The organism is Streptomyces griseiscabiei (assembly GCF_020010925.1).
Classification (GTDB): Bacteria; Actinomycetota; Actinomycetes; order Streptomycetales; family Streptomycetaceae; genus Streptomyces; species Streptomyces griseiscabiei.
Genome location: NZ_JAGJBZ010000002.1, coordinates 493,459 through 515,797 on the forward strand (window position 1 = coordinate 493,459; position 22,339 = coordinate 515,797).

General features: G+C 69.7%; 20 protein-coding genes. 8 read left to right on the top strand and 12 right to left on the bottom strand.

Annotated features, from left to right (window positions below; translation table 11 throughout):
• Positions 1-35: 35 nt before the first annotated feature.
• Complete coding sequence (locus J8M51_RS19795) at positions 36-659, bottom strand: TetR/AcrR family transcriptional regulator (protein WP_267299346.1); 624 nt, start codon at positions 657-659, stop codon at positions 36-38.
• A gap of 202 nt (positions 660-861) precedes the next feature.
• Between J8M51_RS19795 and J8M51_RS19800 the strand changes: the two genes are divergently transcribed.
• From J8M51_RS19800 to J8M51_RS19815, 4 genes are all read left to right on the top strand, one after another.
• On the top strand, positions 862-1,839 hold the full coding sequence (locus J8M51_RS19800) for a tetratricopeptide repeat protein (protein WP_086752840.1): 978 nt from the start codon (positions 862-864) through the stop codon (positions 1,837-1,839).
• Between the two features lie 646 nt (positions 1,840-2,485).
• Positions 2,486-3,121: a DUF6230 family protein gene (locus tag J8M51_RS19805; RefSeq protein ID WP_086752838.1), complete on the top strand. Its 636-nt coding sequence runs from the start codon at positions 2,486-2,488 to the stop codon at positions 3,119-3,121.
• Between the two features lie 181 nt (positions 3,122-3,302).
• On the top strand, positions 3,303-3,950 hold the full coding sequence (locus tag J8M51_RS19810; RefSeq protein ID WP_086752836.1) for a DUF6114 domain-containing protein: 648 nt from the start codon (positions 3,303-3,305) through the stop codon (positions 3,948-3,950).
• Positions 3,940-5,355, top strand: a complete 1,416-nt coding sequence (locus J8M51_RS19815) for a hypothetical protein (RefSeq protein WP_179202902.1) — start codon at positions 3,940-3,942, stop codon at positions 5,353-5,355. Before J8M51_RS19810 ends, J8M51_RS19815 begins: the two co-directional genes overlap by 11 nt.
• Before the next feature lie 135 nt (positions 5,356-5,490).
• On the opposite strand, the gene pyk is transcribed toward J8M51_RS19815, so the two are convergent.
• The 3 genes from pyk to pta all read right to left on the bottom strand — a co-directional run bounded on the left by pyk (position 5,491) and on the right by pta (position 10,373).
• Complete coding sequence (gene pyk / locus J8M51_RS19820) at positions 5,491-6,921, bottom strand: pyruvate kinase (protein WP_086752834.1); 1,431 nt, start codon at positions 6,919-6,921, stop codon at positions 5,491-5,493.
• Between the two features lie 120 nt (positions 6,922-7,041).
• A complete protein-coding gene (locus J8M51_RS19825; protein ID WP_086752832.1) occupies positions 7,042-8,247 on the bottom strand; it encodes an acetate kinase in 1,206 nt (401 codons plus the stop codon).
• A 41-nt stretch (positions 8,248-8,288) separates the two neighbouring features.
• A complete protein-coding gene (gene pta / locus J8M51_RS19830) occupies positions 8,289-10,373 on the bottom strand; it encodes a phosphate acetyltransferase (RefSeq protein ID WP_086752830.1) in 2,085 nt (694 codons plus the stop codon).
• Positions 10,374-10,649: 276 nt separating this feature from the next.
• Between pta and J8M51_RS19835 the strand changes: the two genes are divergently transcribed.
• Positions 10,650-11,675, top strand: a complete 1,026-nt coding sequence (locus J8M51_RS19835) for an ATP-dependent 6-phosphofructokinase (RefSeq protein ID WP_086752828.1) — start codon at positions 10,650-10,652, stop codon at positions 11,673-11,675.
• 21 nt (positions 11,676-11,696) lie between these two features.
• On the opposite strand, the gene J8M51_RS19840 is transcribed toward J8M51_RS19835, so the two are convergent.
• On the bottom strand, positions 11,697-12,506 hold the full coding sequence (locus J8M51_RS19840) for a helix-turn-helix domain-containing protein (protein ID WP_267299348.1): 810 nt from the start codon (positions 12,504-12,506) through the stop codon (positions 11,697-11,699).
• 134 nt (positions 12,507-12,640) lie between these two features.
• Here J8M51_RS19840 and J8M51_RS19845 point away from each other — a divergent pair, with 134 nt between their 5' ends.
• A complete protein-coding gene (locus J8M51_RS19845) occupies positions 12,641-13,093 on the top strand; it encodes a PPOX class F420-dependent oxidoreductase (RefSeq protein ID WP_216591781.1) in 453 nt (150 codons plus the stop codon).
• Positions 13,094-13,150: 57 nt separating this feature from the next.
• On the opposite strand, the gene J8M51_RS19850 is transcribed toward J8M51_RS19845, so the two are convergent.
• Genes J8M51_RS19850 through J8M51_RS19860 form a run of 3 tightly spaced genes read right to left on the bottom strand, consistent with a single transcriptional unit; the run spans position 13,151 to position 16,333 of the window.
• Positions 13,151-13,975 (bottom strand): carbohydrate ABC transporter permease, encoded by an 825-nt coding sequence (locus tag J8M51_RS19850; RefSeq protein ID WP_267299349.1) that lies wholly within the window; start codon positions 13,973-13,975, stop codon positions 13,151-13,153.
• A gap of 5 nt (positions 13,976-13,980) precedes the next feature.
• Positions 13,981-14,880: a carbohydrate ABC transporter permease gene (locus tag J8M51_RS19855; RefSeq protein ID WP_086762503.1), complete on the bottom strand. Its 900-nt coding sequence runs from the start codon at positions 14,878-14,880 to the stop codon at positions 13,981-13,983.
• Positions 14,881-14,890: 10 nt separating this feature from the next.
• A complete protein-coding gene (locus tag J8M51_RS19860) occupies positions 14,891-16,333 on the bottom strand; it encodes an extracellular solute-binding protein (RefSeq protein WP_398856497.1) in 1,443 nt (480 codons plus the stop codon).
• A gap of 163 nt (positions 16,334-16,496) precedes the next feature.
• On the opposite strand from J8M51_RS19860, the gene J8M51_RS19865 reads away from it, so the two are divergent.
• A complete protein-coding gene (locus J8M51_RS19865) occupies positions 16,497-17,048 on the top strand; it encodes a hypothetical protein (RefSeq protein WP_086755464.1) in 552 nt (183 codons plus the stop codon).
• Here the strand turns inward: J8M51_RS19865 and J8M51_RS19870 are convergent.
• The 4 genes from J8M51_RS19870 to J8M51_RS19885 are packed head-to-tail and all read right to left on the bottom strand — an operon-like array spanning position 17,026 to position 20,262.
• A complete protein-coding gene (locus tag J8M51_RS19870) occupies positions 17,026-17,442 on the bottom strand; it encodes an ankyrin repeat domain-containing protein (protein WP_086755465.1) in 417 nt (138 codons plus the stop codon). The two genes, J8M51_RS19865 and J8M51_RS19870, sit on opposite strands and share 23 nt — an antisense overlap.
• The gene (locus J8M51_RS19875; protein ID WP_086755466.1) at positions 17,439-17,738 is read right to left on the bottom strand and encodes a hypothetical protein; all 300 of its coding nucleotides are present in this window, start codon (positions 17,736-17,738) and stop codon (positions 17,439-17,441) included. The genes J8M51_RS19870 and J8M51_RS19875 overlap by 4 nt, the downstream gene beginning before the upstream one ends.
• A 56-nt stretch (positions 17,739-17,794) precedes the next feature.
• Positions 17,795-18,484 carry a response regulator gene (locus J8M51_RS19880; RefSeq protein WP_216591275.1) on the bottom strand — a complete coding sequence of 230 codons (690 nt, stop codon included), beginning with the start codon at positions 18,482-18,484 and terminating at the stop codon, positions 17,795-17,797.
• Positions 18,481-20,262, bottom strand: a complete 1,782-nt coding sequence (locus J8M51_RS19885; protein ID WP_267299350.1) for an ATP-binding protein — start codon at positions 20,260-20,262, stop codon at positions 18,481-18,483. The genes J8M51_RS19880 and J8M51_RS19885 overlap by 4 nt, the downstream gene beginning before the upstream one ends.
• Before the next feature lie 531 nt (positions 20,263-20,793).
• Between J8M51_RS19885 and J8M51_RS19890 the strand changes: the two genes are divergently transcribed.
• Positions 20,794-22,173, top strand: coding sequence for a cation:dicarboxylate symporter family transporter (locus tag J8M51_RS19890; RefSeq protein WP_086763079.1), 1,380 nt, complete (start codon positions 20,794-20,796; stop codon positions 22,171-22,173).
• Positions 22,174-22,339: the final 166 nt, after the last annotated feature.

Below are 22,339 nucleotides of genomic sequence, written 5' to 3' on the forward strand. Positions count from 1 at the left end.
CCCGTGAGGGCTTGTCGCGCAGCTCCCCGCGCCTCTTACGGGGCGCGTCTCAGGCCCTGGAGCAGGAGGGCGGTGAAGTCGCGGACCCATTGCTCGTCCGCCCGTTCCGCGCTCACCAGGGTGCGGTGGACCACGGCGCCCGCGACCACGTCGAAGATGAGGTCGACGGTGCGGGTGGCGGTGGCGGGGTCGGGTTCCGGGGGGAGTTCGCCCCGGGTGAGGGCGCGGGCGCGGCCCTCCAGGACGAGGCGTTTCTGGCGGTCGACGATGGAGGCGCGGATGCGTTCGCGCAGGGCGTCGTCGCGGGTCGACTCGGCGATGACCGCCATGAGGCCGCTCTTGGCCTCGGGGCGGGCCAGGATCGCCGCGAACTGCAGCACCACGCCCTCGATGTCGGCGGCCAGGCTGCCCCGGTCGGGCAGCCGGAGTTCGTCGAAGAGTTCGGCGACCGCGTCCACGACGAGTTCGTTCTTGCCCGCCCAGCGGCGGTAGAGGGTCGTCTTCGCGACGCCCGCCCGGGTGGCCACGTCGCCCAGGGTCAGCTTCGACCAGCCGAGGTCGACCAGCGCCTCCCGGGTCGCCGCCAGGATGGCGGTGTCCGCGGCGGCGTTGCGCGGGCGTCCGCCCGTGGCGCGGGCGGCGGGGGTGCGGCTCTGCATCCGCCGACCATATCCGGCCGTTCCCGAAGTCCTCGGGCACATCGTGAGACAGATCACCGGCGAGTGGGTAAGGAGGGGTGCAGAGAGCCGCCCGGGACCGTTACGCTACGAGTCGTAGCGAAAGTCGGGGGTCGGGCGGGGCCGGGTGTCTGGCTCTCGGGACGCTTTTCACGTGCGTGCTCGGAAGGGGGAGGATGTACTCATGCAGCCACGGAACATGTCCATGAGCGGAGTCGTCGACCTCGCCGCGGTGAAGGCGGCCCAGGAGGCCAAGGCGAAGGCGGAGCAGGCGCGCGCCGAATCGGCCCGGCAGGGCGGCGGAGGGGCGGTCTCCCCGGCCGACCTGGTCATCGACGTCGATGAGGCCGGGTTCGAGAGCGAGGTCCTGCAGCGGTCCACCGAAGTGCCCGTCGTCATCGACTTCTGGGCCGAGTGGTGCCAGCCCTGCAAGCAGCTCAGCCCGGTGCTGGAGCGGCTCGCCGTCGAGTACGGCGGCAAGTTCGTCCTCGCCAAGATCGATGTCGACGCCAACCAGATGTTGATGCAGCAGTTCGGGATCCAGGGGATCCCGGCCGTCTTCGCCGTAGTCGCCGGGCAGGCGCTGCCCCTCTTCCAGGGAGCCGCCCCCGAGCAGCAGATCCGCGCGACCCTCGACCAGCTCGTGCAGGTCGCCGAGGAGCGCTTCGGGCTCACCGGCCTGGTCGTGGACCCGGACGCCGAGTCCGGTGCCCCCGTCGAGGCGGCCCCGCAGATCCCGGCCGGCCCCTACGACCACCTGCTCGAAGCCGCCGTGCACGCCCTGGACGCGGGCGACTTCGGCGGCGCGGTGCAGGCGTACAAGAACGTGCTCAGTGACGACCCGGGCAACAGCGAGGCCAAACTCGGGCTCGCGCAGGCCGAGTTGCTGCAGCGGGTGCAGGGCGCCGACCCGCAGGACGTGCGCAAGGCGGCCGCCGAGAACCCCGGTGACGCGCAGGCGCAGATCGCGGCGGCCGACCTCGACCTCGTCGGCGGGCATGTGGAGGACGCGTTCGGCCGGCTCATCGACACCGTGCGCCGCACGGCGGGCGACGACCGGGACGCCGTACGGATGCGGCTGCTGGAGCTGTTCGAGGTGGTCGGCGGTGACGATCCGCGGGTGGCCGCGGCGCGCCGTCAGTTGGCACGGGCGTTGTTCTGACCCGCTCGTGAAGCCGCGCCCCGGGGTGCCGGGGCGCGTGGTGCGCGAGTGAGAGATTTGGCGACACAGCGACACCGCGGCCGCGTTTTGCCAAATCTTGGTAAACGCGGCCGCTGTTACTGGAAGTTACTCGCAGTAAGAGAATGCCGTCGATCTGTCGGACTCTGTCCGGCTGTCGTCCGTTGTGTCGCCTCGGTCGAAAACACCCAGGGTCGCTGGTCGATACCGATGGGTCGTTGTTCGGTTATCCGTCCGTTACTAGCCAGTAACGACCCCCCTTGCGGGGGCGGCGAGAATGCACCACGATCGGCGACGCTCGGTCCTGTCCCGTACCCCGCCAACCAGTCGGGTCAACGGGTTTTCTGGGTCCCCACCGAGTAGAGCGGGCGACAGTGGCGCCCGTTCTTGGGCAGGGGGGTCTCCGCTCGACGGCGGAGCCTGTCCAGCAGGTTGTGCGTGATGCGTGTCAGGCGCGACCAGTGGTTGTCGCTCGGGGGTGATCGCCGGTGATTCGGGCGCTTTTCGCGTTTGAAGGGTACGGGCGCTCTCCTTCCCGAGGACGTAGCACTTCTCCCATCCCTGCCCGGCTGAGCCGCCGTTGAGGGGCGATCCGGTTCAGGAGATGTACGTCCGAGAAGGAGGAAATATGGAGTCCCAGGTGCGTGGCGGGACCAGATGGAAGCGGTTCGCTGTGGTCATGGTGCCCAGCGTCGCCGCCACGGCAGCGATAGGTGTCGCCCTCGCGCAGGGTGCTCTCGCAGCGTCGTTCAGTGTGTCGGGCCAGTCGTTCAAGGTGACGGCTGACCAGCTCGACGGTACGGGCTTCTCGCAGTACGGCGCGCTCGACGAGGGGTACACCCTCAAGGGCGAGAAGACGGTTCACCCCGTCGCCGTCTCGGCGTTCAAGTCCGCGTCGATCACCAACATGTGCCAGTCGGTCGTGACCCCGGGCGTCCCGTTCCTCGGTAGCGTCAGCCTCAAGCTGACCGCCGGTACGGGTGGCAAGAAGGTCGAGGCCCAGAACCTCTACATCGACGTCGAGGACCTCTCGGCCGATGCCGTCTTCCGCGGCATCGACATCGGTGTGGCGGCCAAGGACGCCAACAAGGGTCCGGGCATGAAGGGTGGCTCGGAGCAGGCCAACCCCTACGGGTTCGCCCAGCAGGCCGACTCGGCCACGCTGACCGACGTGAAGCAGACGGCGTGGGCCACCACTGCCGGAACCTTCAAGCTGAGCAATCTGAAGATGTCGCTCCACAAGGGCACCGTGGAGTGCTACTAGGCACTCCCTGGGCGGGTGAGGGGGCCTGCCTCCTCGCCCGCCCGTCCCCACCGCCGTGCGCCTCGCCGCGCAACGGCACTCCGTACGTGAATTCCGTACGCGCGCCTCGTACATGTCCGTAGGTGGACACGCGCCGTACGTGAACTTGTCACAGCAACACCGTTCCAGGGAGCTGTTGTCCATGAGCGCCGAGTCAACGGGGCAGAACGAAGACTATCTCCGCGTCCTCCGGCGGCGCTTCGGCGACTGGAGGGGCAGCCGCCCCTTCTGGGCGGGCCTGTTGGTACTGCTCAGCGGCTTCCCGATCATGTACTTCCCGTACGCGAACGTACAGATCGGCCACCTCACCCTCGCCATGGCGACGACGGGCGGCTCGGGCTCCCTCATCATCGGCGTCCTGCTGGTGGTGCTCGGTGTGAGCCTCTGGTTCCAGCGCCACGTACGGACCTTCGCCGGTACCGCGGCGATCCTCCTGGCGCTCGTGTCCATCCCCGTCTCCAACCTCGGCGGCTTCGGCTTCGGCTTCCTGCCCGCGCTGATCGGCGGCGCGCTCGCCATCTCCTGGGCACCCGCTCACGACGAGGCGGCGGTGCCGTCCACCTACCGGACCCCGTCGCGGACGCCGGCACCGCAGGACACGGCCTCCCAGGCCACGACTTCTGAGAACACCGAGAACACGGCACAGCAAGGTGCGGTCCCCCTGCACAAGGGCGACGCCCCGGAGTCCGCGACAGCGGGTTCGGCGAACGGGGCGGCGCACGGCGAGGGCGACGACCTGACAGGTACCACCCCCACGAACGGGACGAACGGGAGGCACAGTGCCGGCTGACGAGGTGACCCACGGGACTTCGGTGGGAGAGTCCCGTGCGAGATCCGGACCGCGGCACGCGGCGCCCAAGAAGCCCCTTCTCACCCGGCTGAACGTGCCGGCGGGCAAGGCGATAGCCCTGGCGGCGATGCCGACGGCGGTCCTCATGGGCATGGGCTTCACACCCACGATCACCCTCGCCCGCGCCGACGACCCGGCCAAGCTGAGCCTGACGGCCGACGAGTACAAGGACTGCGTGGAGGCCCTGGAGGCCGCCGAGGAGGGCACGGACAGCTCCGCCTCGCCGACCCCGACGCCGTCCGCCTCCGCCTCGGAGAGCGCCGACTCCACGGACGACGGGACCAAGGACGAGGACACGTCCGCCGAGGACGACTCCACGTCCGGCACGGGCAACTCCTCGGGCGACTCCGCCTCCGACGACACGTCCAGCGGCTCGGACTCGACCGGCTCCTCCTCGTCGGACTCGGGTTCCGACGACAAGGACGCGACGGACAAGACCGACGACTCCACGTCCACCGGCACCGCCGGCGGCACGGACACCGCGGCGTCGGACACCGGGAAGGACGGCTCCGGCAACGTCCTGGAGGACATCGGCAGCGCGCTGGAGGACCTCTTCACGCCGGACGACAAGGAGACGGAGAGCACCACGCCGTCCGAGTCGGCCACCAGCCCGTCCCCGTCGCCCTCGGACTCGGCCCCGGAGGACACCTCCGGCTCTGACGAGGACACGGACGCGGGTTCGGACTCCGGCAAGGAGACGCCGGACACCACCGACAAGGTCGAGGAGTCGGCCAAGGACGTCACCGGCGCCGCCGACGACGCCAAGGACACCGACGACACCAAGGACACCGAGGAAGCCGCCGAGGACACCGCGGACGACGCGACCGCGACGCCCAGCCCGTCGCCGAGCGAGAGCCTGGACGCCGAGGGCTGCCCGGTCGCCACGGACGACGAGAGCGGCGTCGAGAAGGGCATCCCCGCCCTGCCCGACGACCCCTGGTACCTCAACGCCAGCTCGCTGCTCCTGAAGGGCGCCGACTACAAGGGCGTCGTCAAGGTGAAGACCGCCGACGGCACGGTCAAGGAGGTGCTGAAGTACGTCATCTCCGACGGCACCGACATCGGCGACCTCCACCAGACGGTCGACGACAAGCAGGCCGGCGTGACCTACCACGTGCAGGCCGGCAAGGGCACCACGTCCACCATCCGCGACGGCCAGACGGTCATGTACACCGAGAGCATCTCCGGCAACCTGCTCGGTCTGATCCCGGTGACCTTCGACCCGAAGCACCCGCCGCCGCTGAACATCCCGCTGATCTACTTCACCAAGGTGAAGGTCGTCCAGGCGGGCCAGTTCGGCGGGACGCTCACCGTGCCCGGGCTGCACCAGTACACGACCGACTGATCGGCCGGTCCGCACAGAGCGTCCACAGGACCCGTCCGGGAGCCGCACAGACCGAGGGCGCCCCCCTTCTGAAGGGGGGCGCCCTCGGTGCTGTCCTACGCCTCTGCCGCGGCCTCCACGGCCACCTCGGCCCCGTCAGTCGCGGGAGCCGCCGCCCAGGTGGTGCACCCGGACCATGTTGGTGGTGCCCGGGACACCGGGGGGCGAACCGGCGGTGATGATCGCGATGTCGCCGTCCTGGAAGCGCTTGAGCTTGACCATCTCCTGGTCCACCAGGTCGACCATCTCGTCGGTGCTGTTCACGAACGGGACGACATGCGACTCGACACCCCAGCTGAGCGCCAGCTGGTTGCGGGTGGACTCGTCCGTGGTGAACGCGACGATCGGCTGGGAGGCGCGATAGCGGGACAGCCGGCGGGCGGTGTCACCGGACTGCGTGAAGGCCACCAGCGCCCGGCCGCCGAGGAAGTCGGCGATCTCACAGGCGGCGCGGGCGATCGAACCGCCCTGCGTACGCGGCTTCTTGCCCGGGACCAGCGGCTGGAGGCCCTTGGAGAGCAGCTCCTGCTCGGCCGCCGAGACGATCTTCGACATCGTGCGGACCGTCTCCAGCGGGTACGCGCCCACGCTGGACTCCGCCGAGAGCATGACCGCGTCCGCGCCGTCCAGGATCGCGTTGGCCACGTCGGAGGCCTCGGCGCGCGTGGGGCGGGAGTTGGTGATCATCGACTCCATCATCTGGGTCGCCACGATCACCGGCTTGGCGTTGCGGCGGCACAGCTCGATCAGGCGCTTCTGCACCATGGGGACCTTCTCGAGCGGGTACTCGACGGCCAGGTCGCCACGGGCGACCATCACACCGTCGAACGCCATCACGACGTCCTCCATGTTCTCCACCGCCTGCGGCTTCTCCACCTTGGCGATGACGGGGACCCGGCGGCCCACCTCGTCCATCACCTTGTGGACGTCCCGCACGTCCTCGGCGTCCCGCACGAAGGAGAGCGCCACCAGGTCGCAGCCCATCCGCAGCGCGAACCGCAGGTCCTCGACGTCCTTCTCGGACAGCGCGGGCACGTTGACGGCCGCGCCGGGCAGGTTGATGCCCTTGTGGTCGGAGATGACACCGCCCTCGACGACCTCGGTCCGCACACGGGGACCGTCGACCTCGATGACCTTCAGCTCGACGTTACCGTCGTTGATGAGGATCTGGTCGCCCGCGGAGACGTCACCGGGCAGCCCCTTGTACGTCGTACCGCAGATCTGCTTGTCGCCCGGCACGTCCTCGGCGGTGATGGTGAACTCGTCACCGCGCACCAGCTCCACCGGACCCTCGGCGAAGGTCTCCAGACGGATCTTGGGGCCCTGGAGGTCGGCGAGGACACCGATGGCCACACCGGTCTCGGCGGAGGCGGCCCGGACCCGGTCGTAACGGCCCTGGTGCTCGGCGTGGCTGCCGTGGCTGAAATTGAAACGGGCCACGTTCATGCCGGCCTCGATGAGGGCGACCAGTTGCTCGTGGGAGTCGACCGCGGGGCCGAGAGTACAGACGATTTTCGAACGGCGCATGGGACGATCCTATCGGTTTGTTTCGCTCCGGAATATTCCGTCTGGCGGAATGCTGCAATTCATATGGGCGGCTATGCGCTCAGTCGTGTTACCGGCGTGTATTTCCGGGCCGTGCTTTGCTCATTTGTCGACCAGGGCGTACGTCTGTGCCGCGATCTCCAGTTCCTCGTCCGTCGGCACCACCGCGACCGCGACCCGGGCGCCGGCCGGCGAGATCAGCCGCGGCTCGTCGCTCCGTACGGCGTTGAGATCGCCGTCCACGGCCAGACCCAGCCCCTCCAGGCCCGCCACGGCGGCCTCGCGCACCGGTGCCGCGTTCTCGCCGACACCCGCCGTGAACGCGACCGCGTCCACCCGGCCGAGCACCGCGTAGTAGGCGCCGATGTACTTCCTCAACCGGTGAATGTAGATGTCGAAGGCCAGCTTCGCCCGCTCGTCGCCCTCGTCGATACGCCGGCGTATTTCCCGCATGTCGTTGTCGCCGCACAGCCCGATCAGACCGCTCTTCTTGTTGAGGAGAGTGTCGATCTCGTCCGTGGACATTCCGCCAACGCGCATCAAATGAAAGATGACGGCCGGGTCCATGTCTCCGGACCGCGTACCCATCACGAGCCCCTCCAAAGGCGTCAGCCCCATGGAGGTGTCCACGCACCGGCCGCCCTCGACCGCGGAGGCGGACGCCCCGTTGCCGAGGTGCAGCACGATGACGTTCACCTCCGACGGGTCCTTGCCCAGCAGTTCGGCGGTCGCCCGGGAGACGTACGCGTGCGAGGTGCCGTGGAAGCCGTAGCGCCGGATGCGGAGGGCGTCGGCCGTCTCGACGTCGATCGCGTAACGGGCGGCGGACTCCGGCATGGTGGTGTGGAACGCGGTGTCGAACACCGCGACCTGGGGAAGGTCCGGGCGCAGTGCCCGCGCCGTCCGGATCCCCGTCAGATTGGCCGGGTTGTGCAGCGGCGCCACCGGGATCAGCCGCTCGATCTCGGCGAGCACGGCCTCGTCGATCACGGTCGGCTCGGTGAAGCTCTGCCCGCCGTGCACCACGCGGTGCCCGATGGCGGCCAGTTCGGGGGAGTCGAGGCCGAGGCCGTCCGCCGCCAGCTCCTCCGCGACGGCCTTCAGGGCGGCCTCGTGGTCGGCGATCGGCCCGGTGCGCTCGCGGGAGGCGCCCCCGCCGGCGAGCGGCGTGTGCTTCAGCCGGGAGGTCTCCTCACCGATGCGCTCCACCAGCCCCATGGCGAGACGGCCGCTGTCGCGCATGTCGAGCAGCTGGTACTTCACCGAGGAGGAGCCGGAGTTGAGGACGAGGACGCGGGTGGCGGTCACGGTGCTGGTTCGCCTTCTGTCTGCGGGGGTCTCTGCGGGGGTCACTGGGCGGGCGCCTGGGCCTGGATCGCCGTGATGGCGACCGTGGTGACGATGTCCTGGACGAGGGCGCCCCGGGACAGGTCGTTGACCGGCTTGCGCAGGCCCTGGAGGACCGGCCCGACCGCGAGGGCGCCGGCCGAACGCTGCACGGCCTTGTAGGTGTTGTTGCCGGTGTTGAGGTCCGGGAAGATCAGCACCGTCGCCTGGCCCGCGACCTCGGAGTCCGGCAGCTTGGTCGCCGCGACACTCGGCTCCACGGCCGCGTCGTACTGGATCGGCCCCTCGATCAGCAGATCGGGCCGCCGCGCGCGCACGATCTCCGTCGCCTCCCGCACCTTGTCGACGTCGGCGCCCGAACCGGACGTCCCCGTCGAGTACGACAGCATCGCGATCCGCGGCTCGACCCCGAACCGCCGCGCGGTGGCGGCGGACTGGACGGCGATGTCGGCGAGCTGCTCGGCGTTCGGGTCGGGGTTCACCGCGCAGTCGCCGTAGACCAGCACCTTGTCGGCGAGGCACATGAAGAAGACCGACGAGACGATGTCCGCGTCCGGCTTGGTCTTGATGATCTCGAAGGCGGGCCGGATGGTGGCGGCGGTGGAGTGCACCGACCCCGACACCATGCCGTCGGCGAGCCCCTCCTGCACCATCATCGTCCCGAAGTAGTTCACATCGGAGACCACGTCGTACGCCAGCTCGACGCTGATGTTCTTGTGGGCGCGGAACTGGGCGTACTTCTCCGCGAACGCGTCCCGCCACTCGGAGGTCGCCGGGTCCACCAGCATGCTGTCGCCGAGGTCGATGCCCAGGTCGGCGGCCTTCTTGCGGATCTGCTCGACGGGCCCGAGGAGGGTGAGGTCGCAGACGTTCCGCCGCAGGATCACCTCCGCCGCGTGCAGGACGCGCTCCTCCGTGCCCTCGGGGAGGACGACGCGGCGCCGCTCGGAGCGGGCCTGTTCGAGGAGGGTGTGCTCGAACATCATCGGCGTGATCCGGTCGCTGCTCGGCGCCGAGACCCGGCCCCGCAGCTCGGCGGTGTCGACGTGCCGCTCGAAGAGCCCGAGCGCGGTCTCCGCCTTGCGGGGCGTCACCGCGCTCAACTTCCCCTCCATGGAGAAGAGTTCGGAGGCGGTGAGGAAGGAACCGGACTCGACGGCGACCACGGGCGTGCCGGGCGCGAGACGGGCCGCGAGGGTGAGGATCTCCTCGCTGGGCCGCTCGTTGAGGGTGAGCAGCACACCGGCGATGGGCGGGGTGCCGGCGCTGTGCGCGGCGAGCGCGCCGATGACCAGGTCCGCGCGGTCGCCCGGGGTGACGACCAGACAGCCCGGGGTCAGGGCGTTGAGGAAGTTCGGCAGCATGGCCCCGCCGAACACGAAGTTCAGCGCGTCGCGGGCGAGCCCCGAGTCGTCGCCGAGGAGGACCTTGCCGCCGAGGGCGTGGGTGATCTGGGCGACGGTGGGCGCGGAGAGCGCGGGCTCGTCCGGGACGACGTAACAGGGCACGGGGAGCGGCAGCCGCGAGTCCCCGAGCCGCTCGGCTATCTCGGCGCGGTCGGCGGGCGCCACCCGGTTGACCACCATGGCGAGCACGTCGCAGCCGAGGCCCTCGTACGCGCGGAACGCGTTGTGCGTCTCGGCGGCGACCGACTCGGCGGTCTGCTTGCGCCCGCCGACCACGGAGATCACCGACGCCCCGAACTCGTTGGCGAGCCGGGCGTTGAGCGACAGCTCGTCCGGGAACTGGGTGTCCGCGAAGTCGGTGCCCAGGACGAGGACGACGTCGTAGTCACGGGCGACGGCGTGGAACCGGTCCACGAGCGTCGACACCAGCTCGTCCGTGCCGTGCTCGGCCTGGAGGGTGGACGCCTCGTGGTAGTCCATGCCGTACACGGTCGCCGGGTCCTGGGTGAGGCGATAGCGGGCGCGCAGCAGATCGAAGAGCCGGTCCGGTCCGTGGTGCAGCAGGGGCCGGAACACCCCCACCCGGTCGACCTGGCGGGTCAGGAGCTCCATCACCCCCAGCTCGACGACCTGGCGGCCGTCGCCGCGGTCGATACCGGTCACGTACACGCTGCGCGTCACGTGTGCTCTCCGTTTCGTATGGTTCGACTTCGTATGGTTCGACTGGTTCGACAGGGGAGGGGCGGAAATCACCGTCACGGCGGACGGAAACCCTCTTGACAATACCCCTGACCATGGATAAGGCGCCCATCAGCTGGGTGTGGTGCCGGGCGGGGTGGACGGGCGCGGCGACCCCCAGTCGGGCGTGAAACAATCGGACTGGCTCACAAGTACCAGCAATCACCAATAATCACCGGCACGAGCAGGACGATCAGGACGAGCAGGAGAAGCAGCACGATGCGTATCGGAGTTCTCACCGCAGGCGGCGACTGTCCGGGCCTGAACGCAGTGATCCGGTCGGTCGTGCACCGAGCGGTCACCCAGTACGGCGACGAGGTCATCGGCTTCGAGGACGGCTACGCGGGTCTGTTGGACGGCCGCTACCGCACCCTCGACCTGGAGTCCGTCAGCGGCATCCTGGCCCGTGGCGGGACGATCCTGGGCTCCTCCCGCCTCCAGCGCGACCGCCTCCGCGAGGCCTGCGAGAACGCGCAGGACATGGCCCACCAGTTCGGTATCGACGTACTGATCCCGATCGGCGGCGAGGGCACGCTGACCGCGGCCCGCATGCTGTCGGACGCGGGTCTGCCGGTGGTCGGCGTCCCGAAGACCATCGACAACGACATCTCGTCGACGGACCGCACCTTCGGCTTCGACACGGCGGTCGGGGTCGCCACGGAGGCCATGGACCGCCTCAAGACGACCGCCGAGTCCCACCAGCGGGTGATGGTCGTCGAGGTCATGGGCCGGCACGCGGGCTGGATCGCGCTGGAGTCGGGCATGGCGGCGGGCGCGCACGGCATCTGCCTGCCGGAGCGGGCCTTCGACCCCGCCGACCTGGTGAAGATGGTCGAGGAGCGCTTCTCGCGCGGCAAGAAGTTCGCGGTCATCTGCGTCGCCGAGGGCGCGCACCCGGCCGAGGGCTCCATGGACTACGGCCACGGCGAGATCGACCAGTTCGGCCACGAGCGCTTCCAGGGCATCGGGGCGGCACTGGCGTACGAGCTGGAGCGGCGCCTCGGCAAGGAGGCCAAGCCGGTCATTCTCGGACACATCCAGCGCGGCGGCACCCCGACCGCGTACGACAGGGTGCTCGCCACGCGCTTCGGCTGGCACGCGGTGGAGGCCGCGCACCGCGCCGACTACGGGCGGATGACCGCGCTCCGCGGCACCGATGTGGTGATGGTGCCGCTGGCGGAGGCGGTGACCGAACTGAAGACGGTCCCGAAGGACCGGATGGACGAGGCGGAGTCGGTGTTCTAGGGGCGTCCTGGCGGACACGGCCTACGGGCGGATGGTCGCTCGCCGGACCAGTGACCAGAAGTGGTCGGTGATCCGGTCCAGGTAGTCACGGCCGGCGTCGCCCGAGTCGGTGGCGGCGGTGCCGTTGGCCCAGGTGAGAGTGGCGGCCATCAGGCCCTGGTACTCGGTGTGCATCTCCTGGAGGACGTCCTCCAGGAGGCGTCGGTCGAGGGACAGCAGCTTCACGGTCGGCCGAACCTGGGCCTGCCAGCGCGTGGTCACCGCGCCGTGCAGCAGCTCCCTGAGCCTCGGTTCGCGCCCCGTGACGGTGATCAGGTCGGCGAGCGCGAGGTCGAGCGCGGCGGCGAGGGCGGCGCACTGGCGGTCCGTGCCGCGCCACTCGCCGGTCTCCTCCATACGGAGATAGGCGGCGAGTTCGAGCCCGACCGCACGGGCGACGTCCTCTGCGGCGACCCCGCGTGCCATCCGATGTTCCCTCAACGTCCTCGGTGTACCGATGAGTTCGGCGGTCGAGCACCACAACACACCCGCGAGCGCGGTGAGTTCGGGGCCGGTTGGCGCGATATCGCCGTGCTCCCAGGCGGCGACCAGGTCCGGGGTGACGTACGGGAGTCCGTACGAGGACCGCATTCCGTAGGCGACATGCTCCGGCCCCATCCCGAGTGCGATACGGAGTTTCCGGGCGGCGGGGGCGTTGAAGGGCGGGGTGGGGGCGGAATCGGGGGCGTGTGGGTCCGTGGCCGGGGCCTGGTACGAGTGCGGATGCGGATGCGGGTACGGCTGCTCGGGCTGGTGCTGGGGCTGCCGTTCATGGGCTGAGCGTCGGTGCACGCGCACAACGTAGGGGTGCCGGGCTGCGGTGACTACGGGCTGTTCGGCCACAAACACGGATTGTAGGAATCTACGGTTGGTGGGGGCGGTGCGCTGCGAGTGAGTGGAGTGGCTCCCTGGGTAGGGGTGAGCGCATGACGAAAGCGACGCAGCTGGACGAGCACATACGCGAGCGCCTACTGGCCCCGAACTTCTGGCACTTGGCGACGGTGGGGGTGGACGGGGCGCCTCAGGTGTCACCCATGTGGGTGGACATCGAGAGCCGTGACGGGAGTGAGTACGTCATGGTGAACACGTCGGTGGGCCGGGTGAAGGAGGAGAACCTGCGCCGCAACCCGGGTGTCTCCCTCTCCCACATCGACTCCGGGAACCCCTACGACCGGGCCGAGATCCGGGGCCGGGTGGTCGGGTTCGTGGAGGGCGAGGAGGCGGAGCGGGCCATGGACCGGCTCACGCAGAAGTACATCGGCGAGGAACGCTATCCGTGGCTCCTGCCCGGGGAGCGGCGCCTGATGATCCTGATCGAGCCGGTGCGGGTGCGGCGGGTGGTGGGGGTGGAGCCGTTCCGGCCTGGGAAGTTGGGGTAGCGGCAGGGGGCAGGACGGGCGGGCGAGGGAGAGCATGGCGTCGCGTCGGCCGCCCTCTCACCCTTTGACCGCCCCACCCAAAGCAAACCCCCCACCCAACCGCCTGGCCACCCCCACATACAACAAAATCACCGGCGTCGAATAGATCACCGAGAACGCCGCCAACTGCCCATAAACAACCGTCCCCCGATTCCCGAAGAACTCGTTGATGCTCACCGCCGCCGGCATCTGCTCCGGGGTCAGGAGCAGCATGAACGGGACGAAGAAGTTGCCCCACATCATCACGAACGAGAAGACCGTCACCACGGCCACGCCCGGCCCCATCAGCGGTAGTACGACCCTGATCAGCGACTGAAGCGACGACGCGCCGTCCGTCCACGCCGCCTCCTCCAGTTCCTTCGGGACGCCGTCCATGAAGTTCTTCATCAGCCAGATGGCGAACGGCAATTGGGACGCGGCGAAGAAGAAGATCGTGCCCTGCATGGTGTCGATCAGGTTCACCTGGACGAAGAGCGCGTAGACCGGGACCATGATCGCCGTGATCGGGAGGCTCGTCGCGAAGAGGATGGTGAGGAGGAAAGGGCGGTTCAGGCGGGAGCGGAAGCGGGAGAGGGGGTAGGCAGCCAACGCCGCGCACACCACCGTCAGCAGAGTCCCTCCGCCGCACAGCAGCAGGCTGTTGAGGAGTGGTGTGAAGGTGATCTCCGGGGTCAGGACGGCGTCGAAATTGTCCAGGGTCACGCCGTCGGGGACTTTCACCGTCAGGTTCGCCTTCGGGTCCACCGACGAGAGGATCACCCACGCCAGGGGGAGGACGAAGGCCGCGGCGATGACCAGCAGTCCCGCGTCGGCCGCCAGGCGGCGGGTGTTCAGAGTGGGCACGGTACTCACACCTCCGTCCGCAGCAGCCGCAGATAGATCACCGAGAACAGCGAACCCACCACCAGCAACAACAGCGCCACCGCCGTGCCGTAACCGATCATGCTTTTCTGGAAGGCCTCCTCGTACATGAAGAGGGGGAGGGTCTGGCTCTTGCCGCCCGGGCCGCCCCGCGTCATCACCCAGATCAGGCCGAAGACCGACAGGGTCTGGAGGGTGATGAGCATCAGGTTCGTGCCGATGGAGCGGCGGATCATCGGGAGGGTGATGTGCCACATACGGTGCCAGCCGCCCGCGCCGTCCATTTCCGCCGCTTCCGTGATCTCCTTCGGGATTTCGTTCAGGGCGGCTGAGTACACCAGCATCGAGAAGGCTGTCCCGCGCCAGACGTTCGCGAAGGACACCGCCAGGATCGGGAGTGTGTACAGCCAGTTCTGGGTCGGGAGATGGAGCCAGTCGAGGAGGGCGTTCAGGGTGCCCTCGCGGCGGAAGAAGGCGTAGAGGAGGAAGCCGGCCACGACCTCCGGGAGGACCCACGCCGTGACGACGATTCCGCCGACCAGTGTGCGGACGGGTTTCGAGGCGCGTTGCATGAGCGCCGCCAGCGCCAGGCCCAGGGTGTTCTGGCCGAGCAGGGCCGAGACCACCGTGAACACCAGGGTCAGCCAGACCGCGTTGAGGAAGGCCTCGTCCCCGAAGGCCGTGCGGAAGTTGTCGAAGCCGATGAAGGAGTCCTCGGCCTGGCCGGTGAGCTGGAGGTCGGTGAAGGCGATGTAGGCGCAGTAGGCGATGGGGCCGGCGAGGAAGAGGAGAAGGAGGATCGTGGCCGGGGTGAGGGGGACGGCCCGGGTGACCGCTCGGAGAGCGGGGTGAACGGGGTGCGGAGGTCCCGTCGCCGGCCTCTTCATGCGCGGGGGCTCATTCCTCGGCCCCTTCGGTCACCTGGTCGTCCGTCGCCGTCTTCAGTTCCTCGTCGTAGTTCTTCGCCGCCTCCGCCACCGACGCGTCGCCCGTCGTCACCGATTCCATCGCCTCCTGGATGGCCGTGGAGACCTTGGGATACGCCGGGTACGCCGGGCGGTAGTGCGTGCTCGACACCAGGTCGGTGAAGAACTTGATGCCGGGCTGGGCCTCGGCGTACGCGGGGTCCGACGCCACGTCCTCGCGGACGGCGATTCCGGAGTTGGCGATGTACCACTTCTGGGCGTTCGCCTTCGTCTGCATCGTCTCGATGAACTTGAAGGCGAGGTCGGGATTTCCGGCCTTGTCGGGGATCGCCCAGGTCCAGCCGCCGGACATGCTCACCTTGCCGGGGGACTGGCCGTTCTGGGTGGGCATAGGGGCGAGGCCGAGTTTCTCCGACCATTCGGGCCATTCATGGCCGCTGCCGGGCAGCCAGTCCTGGGGGAGCCAGGAGCCGTCGAGGTTGATACCGAGCTTTCCCTCGGGGAGGAGTTCGCCGCGGACCCGGGTGGAGATGTTGGGGTCGAGGGCGTCGGAGACCTCGGGGCCCAGTTTCTCCTTGTAGACCGTCTCGACGAAGGCGAGGGAGTCCTTGAAGCCCTGGGTGCCCGCTTTCCATTTCTTGGACTTCTCGTCGTACAACGGGTCGCTCGCTCCGCCACCGCTCGTGGCACCCTCCGTGCCGTAGAGCAGCATTTCGAAGCCCTGCATGGTGGCCGCCTCACCGGCGGGTTTGCCCGTGTAGACGTTCAAGGGGATGACGTCGGGGACCTTCCGCTTGATGGTGCGGGCGGCATCGAGGACGTCGTCCCACGTCTTCGGCTGCCAATCCGCGGGCAGGCCCGCCTTCGCGAAGATCGCCTTGTCGAACCAGAGACCACGTGTGTCCGTGCCGTCCGGAATTCCGTACGTCTTTCCGTCCTCGGCCTTCGCCGCCGTCTTGGCCGTGTCGATGAACTGGTCCCAGTCCTTCCACTTGGCCAAGTAGTCGTCCAGCGGCTTCAGATAGCCGCTCGTGATGTCCGAGTTGATGAGGAACGTGTCCTCGTAGACCAGGTCCGGCGCCGTCTTCGGAGAACGCAGCATCTGCTGGACCTTGGTGTAGTACTCCGAGTCCGGGGCCTTGATCGGGACGAGTTTCACCGTCTTGCCCGGATTCGCCTTCTCGAACTGCTTCTTGACGTCGGCGAGGAAGGTGTCCATCACCCGGACCTGGTTGTCCGTGGACTGTTTGTAGGAGACCTCCACCGTGTCCGGGTCGCTGCCGGAGCCACTGCCGCAGGCGGCGAGCGCGCCCGGCGCGGTGATCGCCAGCGCGGCGGTGAGGAGGAGGCGGAGAGGAGATCGGTGGGGGGATCTGCGGGGGGATCGGCGGGGGTGGGGTGCGGTGGGGCGCACGGGCACGACCTCCTGCTGGCTACGTCGTTGTGGCCTGGGTGGGTGCCCGGTGACGGTACGAGGAGTGGTCTAGTCAGGTCAATGCGTCTGCACGGGTTCCCCGTAAGGTGCTGAGTGAGTTGCTTGAGCAGCGGCTCTGTCGGCGCGGGGGTAGGGGGCAAGGGTGTCGGACCAAGGTGACGTCACCTTCGGGCAGTTGCTGCTCGTCGAGTACCAGACCGTCAAGGACGAGCAGAAGACGCGGATCGGGTTCCGGGACAATCTGCTGTACGTCACCCTCACCGTCCTCGCGGCCGTCATCGCCGCCTCCGCGCAGGCCGGGCAGCCCGCGATGCTGCTCGCGCTGCCGCCGGTGTGTGTGGTGCTCGGGTGGACCTATCTGGTCAACGACGAGAAGATCTCGGCGATCGGGGCGTATGTGCGGGGCGATCTCGGGCCGAGGCTCGCGCAACTGGCCGGGGCGGAGAAGGCCTTCGACTGGGAAGTGGCCCACCGCGCGGACACCCGGCGGCGGTCCCGCAAGGCCATACAGTGCGGGATCGATCTGCTGGCCTTCTGCGTCGTGCCGTTCGCCGGGTTGGCGGTGTACTGGGTGAGCGGTGGGACCGGCGCCGGGCTCGTCGTCGTCTCGGTCGTCGAGGCGCTCACGGTCGTCGGGCTCGGGGTGCAGATCGTCCTCTACGCCACGCCCTTCAGCCGGCCCGCCACGACCTGAGCAGCGCGGCCGTGTCGGGGTGCGGGCCGTGGTCCGCCCAGTCCAGGGGGGACCAGCCCGTGCCGTGGTCCTCGCGGAGGTGGGGATCGGCGCCGTGGGTCAGGAGTTCCCGGACCGTCGCGGTGTGTCCCCAGCAGGCGGCGGCGCACAGGGGGGTGCCCTCCGCGCCGGGGCCGCGGCTCTCCGTGTCGGGCGAAGCCCCGGCCTCCAGGAGCAGGCGGGCCACTTCGGCCTCTCCCTGCACCGATGCCAGATACAGCGGAGTGGTGCCGTCCGCGTCTCTGCCCTCAGGGTTCGCTCCACCGCGCAGCAGGGCTTTCGTGGTCCTGGCGTCACCGGACAGGATCGCCTCGAAGAGGCGGTGGGAGAGCTTCTTCCGCCGTCGCCGCTTCATGGCCGGTGCGGCTCACGTGCCTGCTCGGGGAGGCTCGCGACGGCCGCCCGTACCGCTTCCAGCAGCGCGGCCAGGCCCGGCGCCCCCTCCCACTCCGCGGCCGTGTAGTGCCAGGTGGAGCGCGTCCCCGGGGCGTCGATCTCCAGGGTCCGCCTCCCCTTCCGGTCGGGGCCGGTGACGCGCAGCTCCAGGTGCCGGATGTGGAAGCGTTTGGGATGGCTGCCGAAGATCTCCAGTATCCGACCGTCGAACGAGAGCACCTCGTGGCCGACCGTGGTCATGATCTCGTCGTTCATGGCGGAACCCTATGTACGGCGATCAGCGGAGAGCCAGGCCCCGACGCGGGAGCGCTCTAGCCCTTCACCCACCGGTACTGCAGCTCCGGCCGCCCCACCTGCCCGTACTGCGGGCTGCGGGCCGCCCGCCCCGCGTCCACCAGATGCTCCAGGTAGCGGCGGGCCGTGATGCGGGAGATGCCGACCGCCTCGGCGACCCCGGCCGCCGTCAGGCCCTCGCCCGCGTCCCGGAGGGTCACCGTCACGCGCTCCAGGGTCGGGGCGCTCAGGCCCTTCGGGAGGGCGGCGGGCCCCGGCGCACGCAGGGTCGCCAGGGCGCGGTCCACCTCGTCCTGGCCGCTCGCCTCGCCCGCCGCCGCGTGGAACTCGGCGTAGCGGACCAGGCGGTCGCGGAGGGTCGCGAACGTGAAGGGCTTCAGGACGTACTGGACCACGCCCAGCGAGACGCCCTCCCGGACCACGGTCAGGTCCCGCGCCGACGTCACCGCTATCACGTCCGCGTGGTGACCGGCCGCGCGCAGCGAGCGGGCCAGCTGCAGACCGTGCACGTCCGGCAGGTGGAGGTCCAGCAGCAGCAGGTCCACCGGCATCCGGTCCAGCGCGCGCCGCGCCTCCGCGCCCGTGTGGGCCTTGCCGACCGCCGTGAAGCCGGGGACACGGCCGACGTACATCATGTGCGCGTCGGCGGCCACGGGGTCGTCCTCGACGACCAGCACTCTGATGGGGTCGGACCCGGCCTTCGTCATACGTCGTCGCCTCCAGCCACCGCGGCCCGAGGGGCCTGGACATCGTCGTCCCGCACCGCGGCATCATGCCCCACGGAGTCCCGCACCGCAGGAACCGGCCCGGCCCCGTCGCCGCCATGTGCACCGAGCGGCAGCCGGACCTCGAACTCGGCGCCGCCCCCGGCCGCCTCCGACACGGTCAGCGTGCCGTCGTGGCGGTGCGCGGTCTGCCGTACGAGGGCCAGGCCCAGGCCCCGCCCGCCCGGCCCCGCCGGCTTCGTCGAGAAACCGCGCTCGAAGACCGCCTCCGCGTGGGCCGGATCCACCCCGGCCCCCGTGTCCGTCACCCGCAGCACCAGCACGGGGCCCTCCGACGGCCCGCCCCCGGCGCCCGGCGAATCCGGCGCGTCCGCCTCGTCCGCCTCGCCTGTCTCGTCGGTGTAGGCCGTCACCGTCACCCGGGCCCCCACCGACCCCTGCGCCGCGTCCACCGCGTTGTCGATCAGGTTGCCCAGGACGGTGACCAGGTCGCGGGCGGGGAGGGACTCGGGGAGGAGGCCGTCGTCGATGCGGCTGTCCTCGGAGACCACCAGCTCGACGCCCCGCTCGTTGGCCTGGGCCGCCTTGCCCAGCAGCAGGGCCGCGAGGACCGGCTCGCTCACCGCCGCCACGACCTTGTCCGTCAGGGCCTGGGCCAGTTCCAGCTCCGCCGTCGCGAAGTCGATCGCCTCGTCCGCGCGGCCCAGCTCGATGAGCGAGACGACCGTGTGCAGACGGTTGGCGGCCTCGTGCGCCTGGGAGCGCAGCGCCTCGGTGAAGCCGCGTTCGGAGTTCAGCTCGCCCGTGAGGGACTGCAGTTCGGTCACGTCCCGCAGGGTGACCACCGCGCCCCGGCGCTGGCCGCCCGAGACCGGGGAGGTGTTCACCACCAGCACCCGCTCGGCGGTGAGGAGCACCTCGTCCACCCGGGGCTCGGAGGAGAGCAGGGCGCCCGTCAGCGGGGCGGGCAGGCCCAGGTCGGCCACCGAGCGGCCGACCACGTCGTCGGTCACCCCCAGCAGCTCCCGCGCGCCGTCGTTGATGAGGGCCACCCGGTACTGGCCGTCGAGCATCAGCAGACCCTCACGCACGGCGTGCAGCGCGGCCTGGTGGTAGTCGTGCATATTGCTCAGCTCGGCGGCGTTCATGTTGTGCGTGTGGCGGCGGAGGCGGGCGTTGACGATGTAGGTGCCCATACCGCCGAGCGCCAGCGCGCCGGCGGCCACTCCGACCAGGGCCGTCAGCTGCTCCTGGACGCGGTCGCTGATCGCCTGGACCCGGATACCGGCGCTGACCAGACCGATGACCTTGCCCTTCTCCATGATCGGGACGACCGCGCGGACCGACGGGCCGAGGGTGCCGGTGTAGGTCTCGGTGAAGGACTCGCCGTTCTGGGCCTGCTCTATGTGGCCGAGGAAGTGCTCACCGATCAGTTCGGGGTTGGGGTGCGTCCAGCGGATGCCGTCCGGCGTCATGATCGTGACGAAGTCGACGCCCGCGTGCCGCTGCACCTCCGTGGCGTACGGCTGGAGCCGCCTGCTCGGCTCGGACGTGTGGATCGCCGCCCGGACCGAGGGGGAATCGGCCACCGTGACCGCGACGGCCCGGGCCTGGCGGGTCCCCGCCTCCTCCGCCTGGCTGCGGTCGCTGACGTACGTGAACAGCGCGTACCCGGCCACGACGGCCGCGATCAGCACCGCCTGTACGGCGAAGAGCTGACCGGCCAGGCTGCGGGGACGGAACAGGGAAGGGACGCGCATGCCAACAGTCTGCATCGCCGTGTTGGCGTGAACTAAATGAACGGAAGGGTGACCGCCCTCACAGGGAGGGAGATAGTCACTTCATCGACCCGTCCAGCACATGGACACCGACAGGGAGTACGACTCCCGCACCGGGACCCCACAACCCGAGCCGCCGGGAGCCCGCCTCCCACCCCGGGAGGCACCTCTCCCCACCACCGGGAGCCCCCCAGCTCCCACCGCCGGAAGCCCCCAAGCCTCCGGCCCGGAAGCCCGCCGGCTTCCACCGCCGGGAGCCCCGGCTCCCACACCCCCCGGGAGCCCCGCTCCCACCGCCGGAAGTCCCCCAACTACCGGCACCGGGAGCCCGCCGGCTCCCGACCCCGGGAGCCGGTCTCCCACGGAGGCCACAGCGCTTCCACCCGGAGGCCTCTGGGCCTCCACCCGGGAACCCGCCGGTTCCCACCTGGGAGACCGTCTCCCGAATTCCCCCGGACGTGAGCCGCACGCCGGAACAGCGAGCCGACGACGTCGTCGACGAGGAGGGCAGCCGTGGCCAGCACCACCCATACGGCACCTACCGCACCCGCCAAGCGGGACCGCACCCACTACCTGTACATCGCCGTGATCGTGGCTGTGGCTCTCGGCATCGCCGTGGGTCTCATCGCCCCCGACTTCGCTGTCGAGCTGAAGCCCATCGGCACCGGCTTCGTCAATCTGATCAAGATGATGATCTCCCCGATCATCTTCTGCACGATCGTGCTGGGCATCGGCTCCGTACGGAAGGCCGCGAAGGTAGGCGCCGTCGGCGGTATCGCCCTCGCCTACTTCACCGTGATGTCGCTGGTCGCCCTCGGTATCGGCCTGGTCGTCGGCAACATCGTCGAGCCGGGCACCGGCCTCGCGGTCACCGACGCGATCAAGGAGACCGGTCAGGCGCAGGTGTCGGCCGAGGCCAAGGACACCACCGAGTTCCTGCTCGGCATCATCCCGACGACGATCGTCTCCGCCTTCACCGGCGGCGAGGTCCTCCAGACGCTGCTCGTCGCCCTCTTCGCCGGCTTCGCGCTCCAGGCCATGGGCGACTCCGGCCAGCCGATCCTGCGCGGTGTCGAGCACATCCAGCGCCTCGTCTTCCGCATCCTCGCGATGGTGATGTGGGCCGCCCCGATCGGTGCCTTCGGCGCCATCGCGGCCGTGACCGGTTCCGCGGGCCTCGACGCCCTCAAGAGCCTCGCCGTGCTGATGCTCGGCTTCTACATCACCTGCTTCCTCTTCGTCTTCATCGTCCTCGGCGCGCTGCTGCGGATCGTCTCCGGCCTGAACATCTTCACGCTCTTCAAGTACCTGGGCCGTGAGTTCCTGCTGATCCTGTCCACCTCCTCCTCCGAGTCGGCGCTGCCGCGCCTCATCGCGAAGATGGAGCACATGGGCGTCAGCAAGCCCGTCGTCGGTATCACCGTCCCGACCGGCTACTCCTTCAACCTCGACGGCACCATGATCTACATGACCATGGCGTCCCTGTTCATCGCCGACGCCATGGGTACGCCGATGTCGGTGGGCGAGCAGATCCCGCTGCTGCTCTTCCTGCTGGTGGCCTCCAAGGGCGCGGCGGGTGTCACCGGCGCCGGTCTCGCGACCCTCGCGGGTGGTCTGCAGTCGCACAAGCCCGCCCTGGTGGACGGCATCGGCCTCATCGTCGGCATCGACCGCTTCATGAGCGAGGCCCGCGCCCTGACCAACTTCGCGGGCAACGCGGTCGCCACGGTCCTCATCGGCACCTGGACCAAGGAGATCGACAAGGAGCGGGTGGAGCAGGTGCTCGCCGGACAGCTGCCCTTCGACGAGAAGACGCTGCTGGACGACGGCCACGGGTCCGCGCCGGCGCCCGCCGCCGAGCCGGAGGGCGAGAAGGAACTCGCCAAGGCGTGAGCGCTCCGCTCCGGGCGCCGGATCGAGCGCCGGGGTCCCTCACAGGTCCCCAAGACTCCGTACGGCCGGGTCCTCCCCCCGTAGACCCGGCCGTACGGCCCACAACCGCATAGCCCCAGAGCCCCGAGTGGCCAGGTCCTCCCCCTATAGACCTGGCCACTCGGCC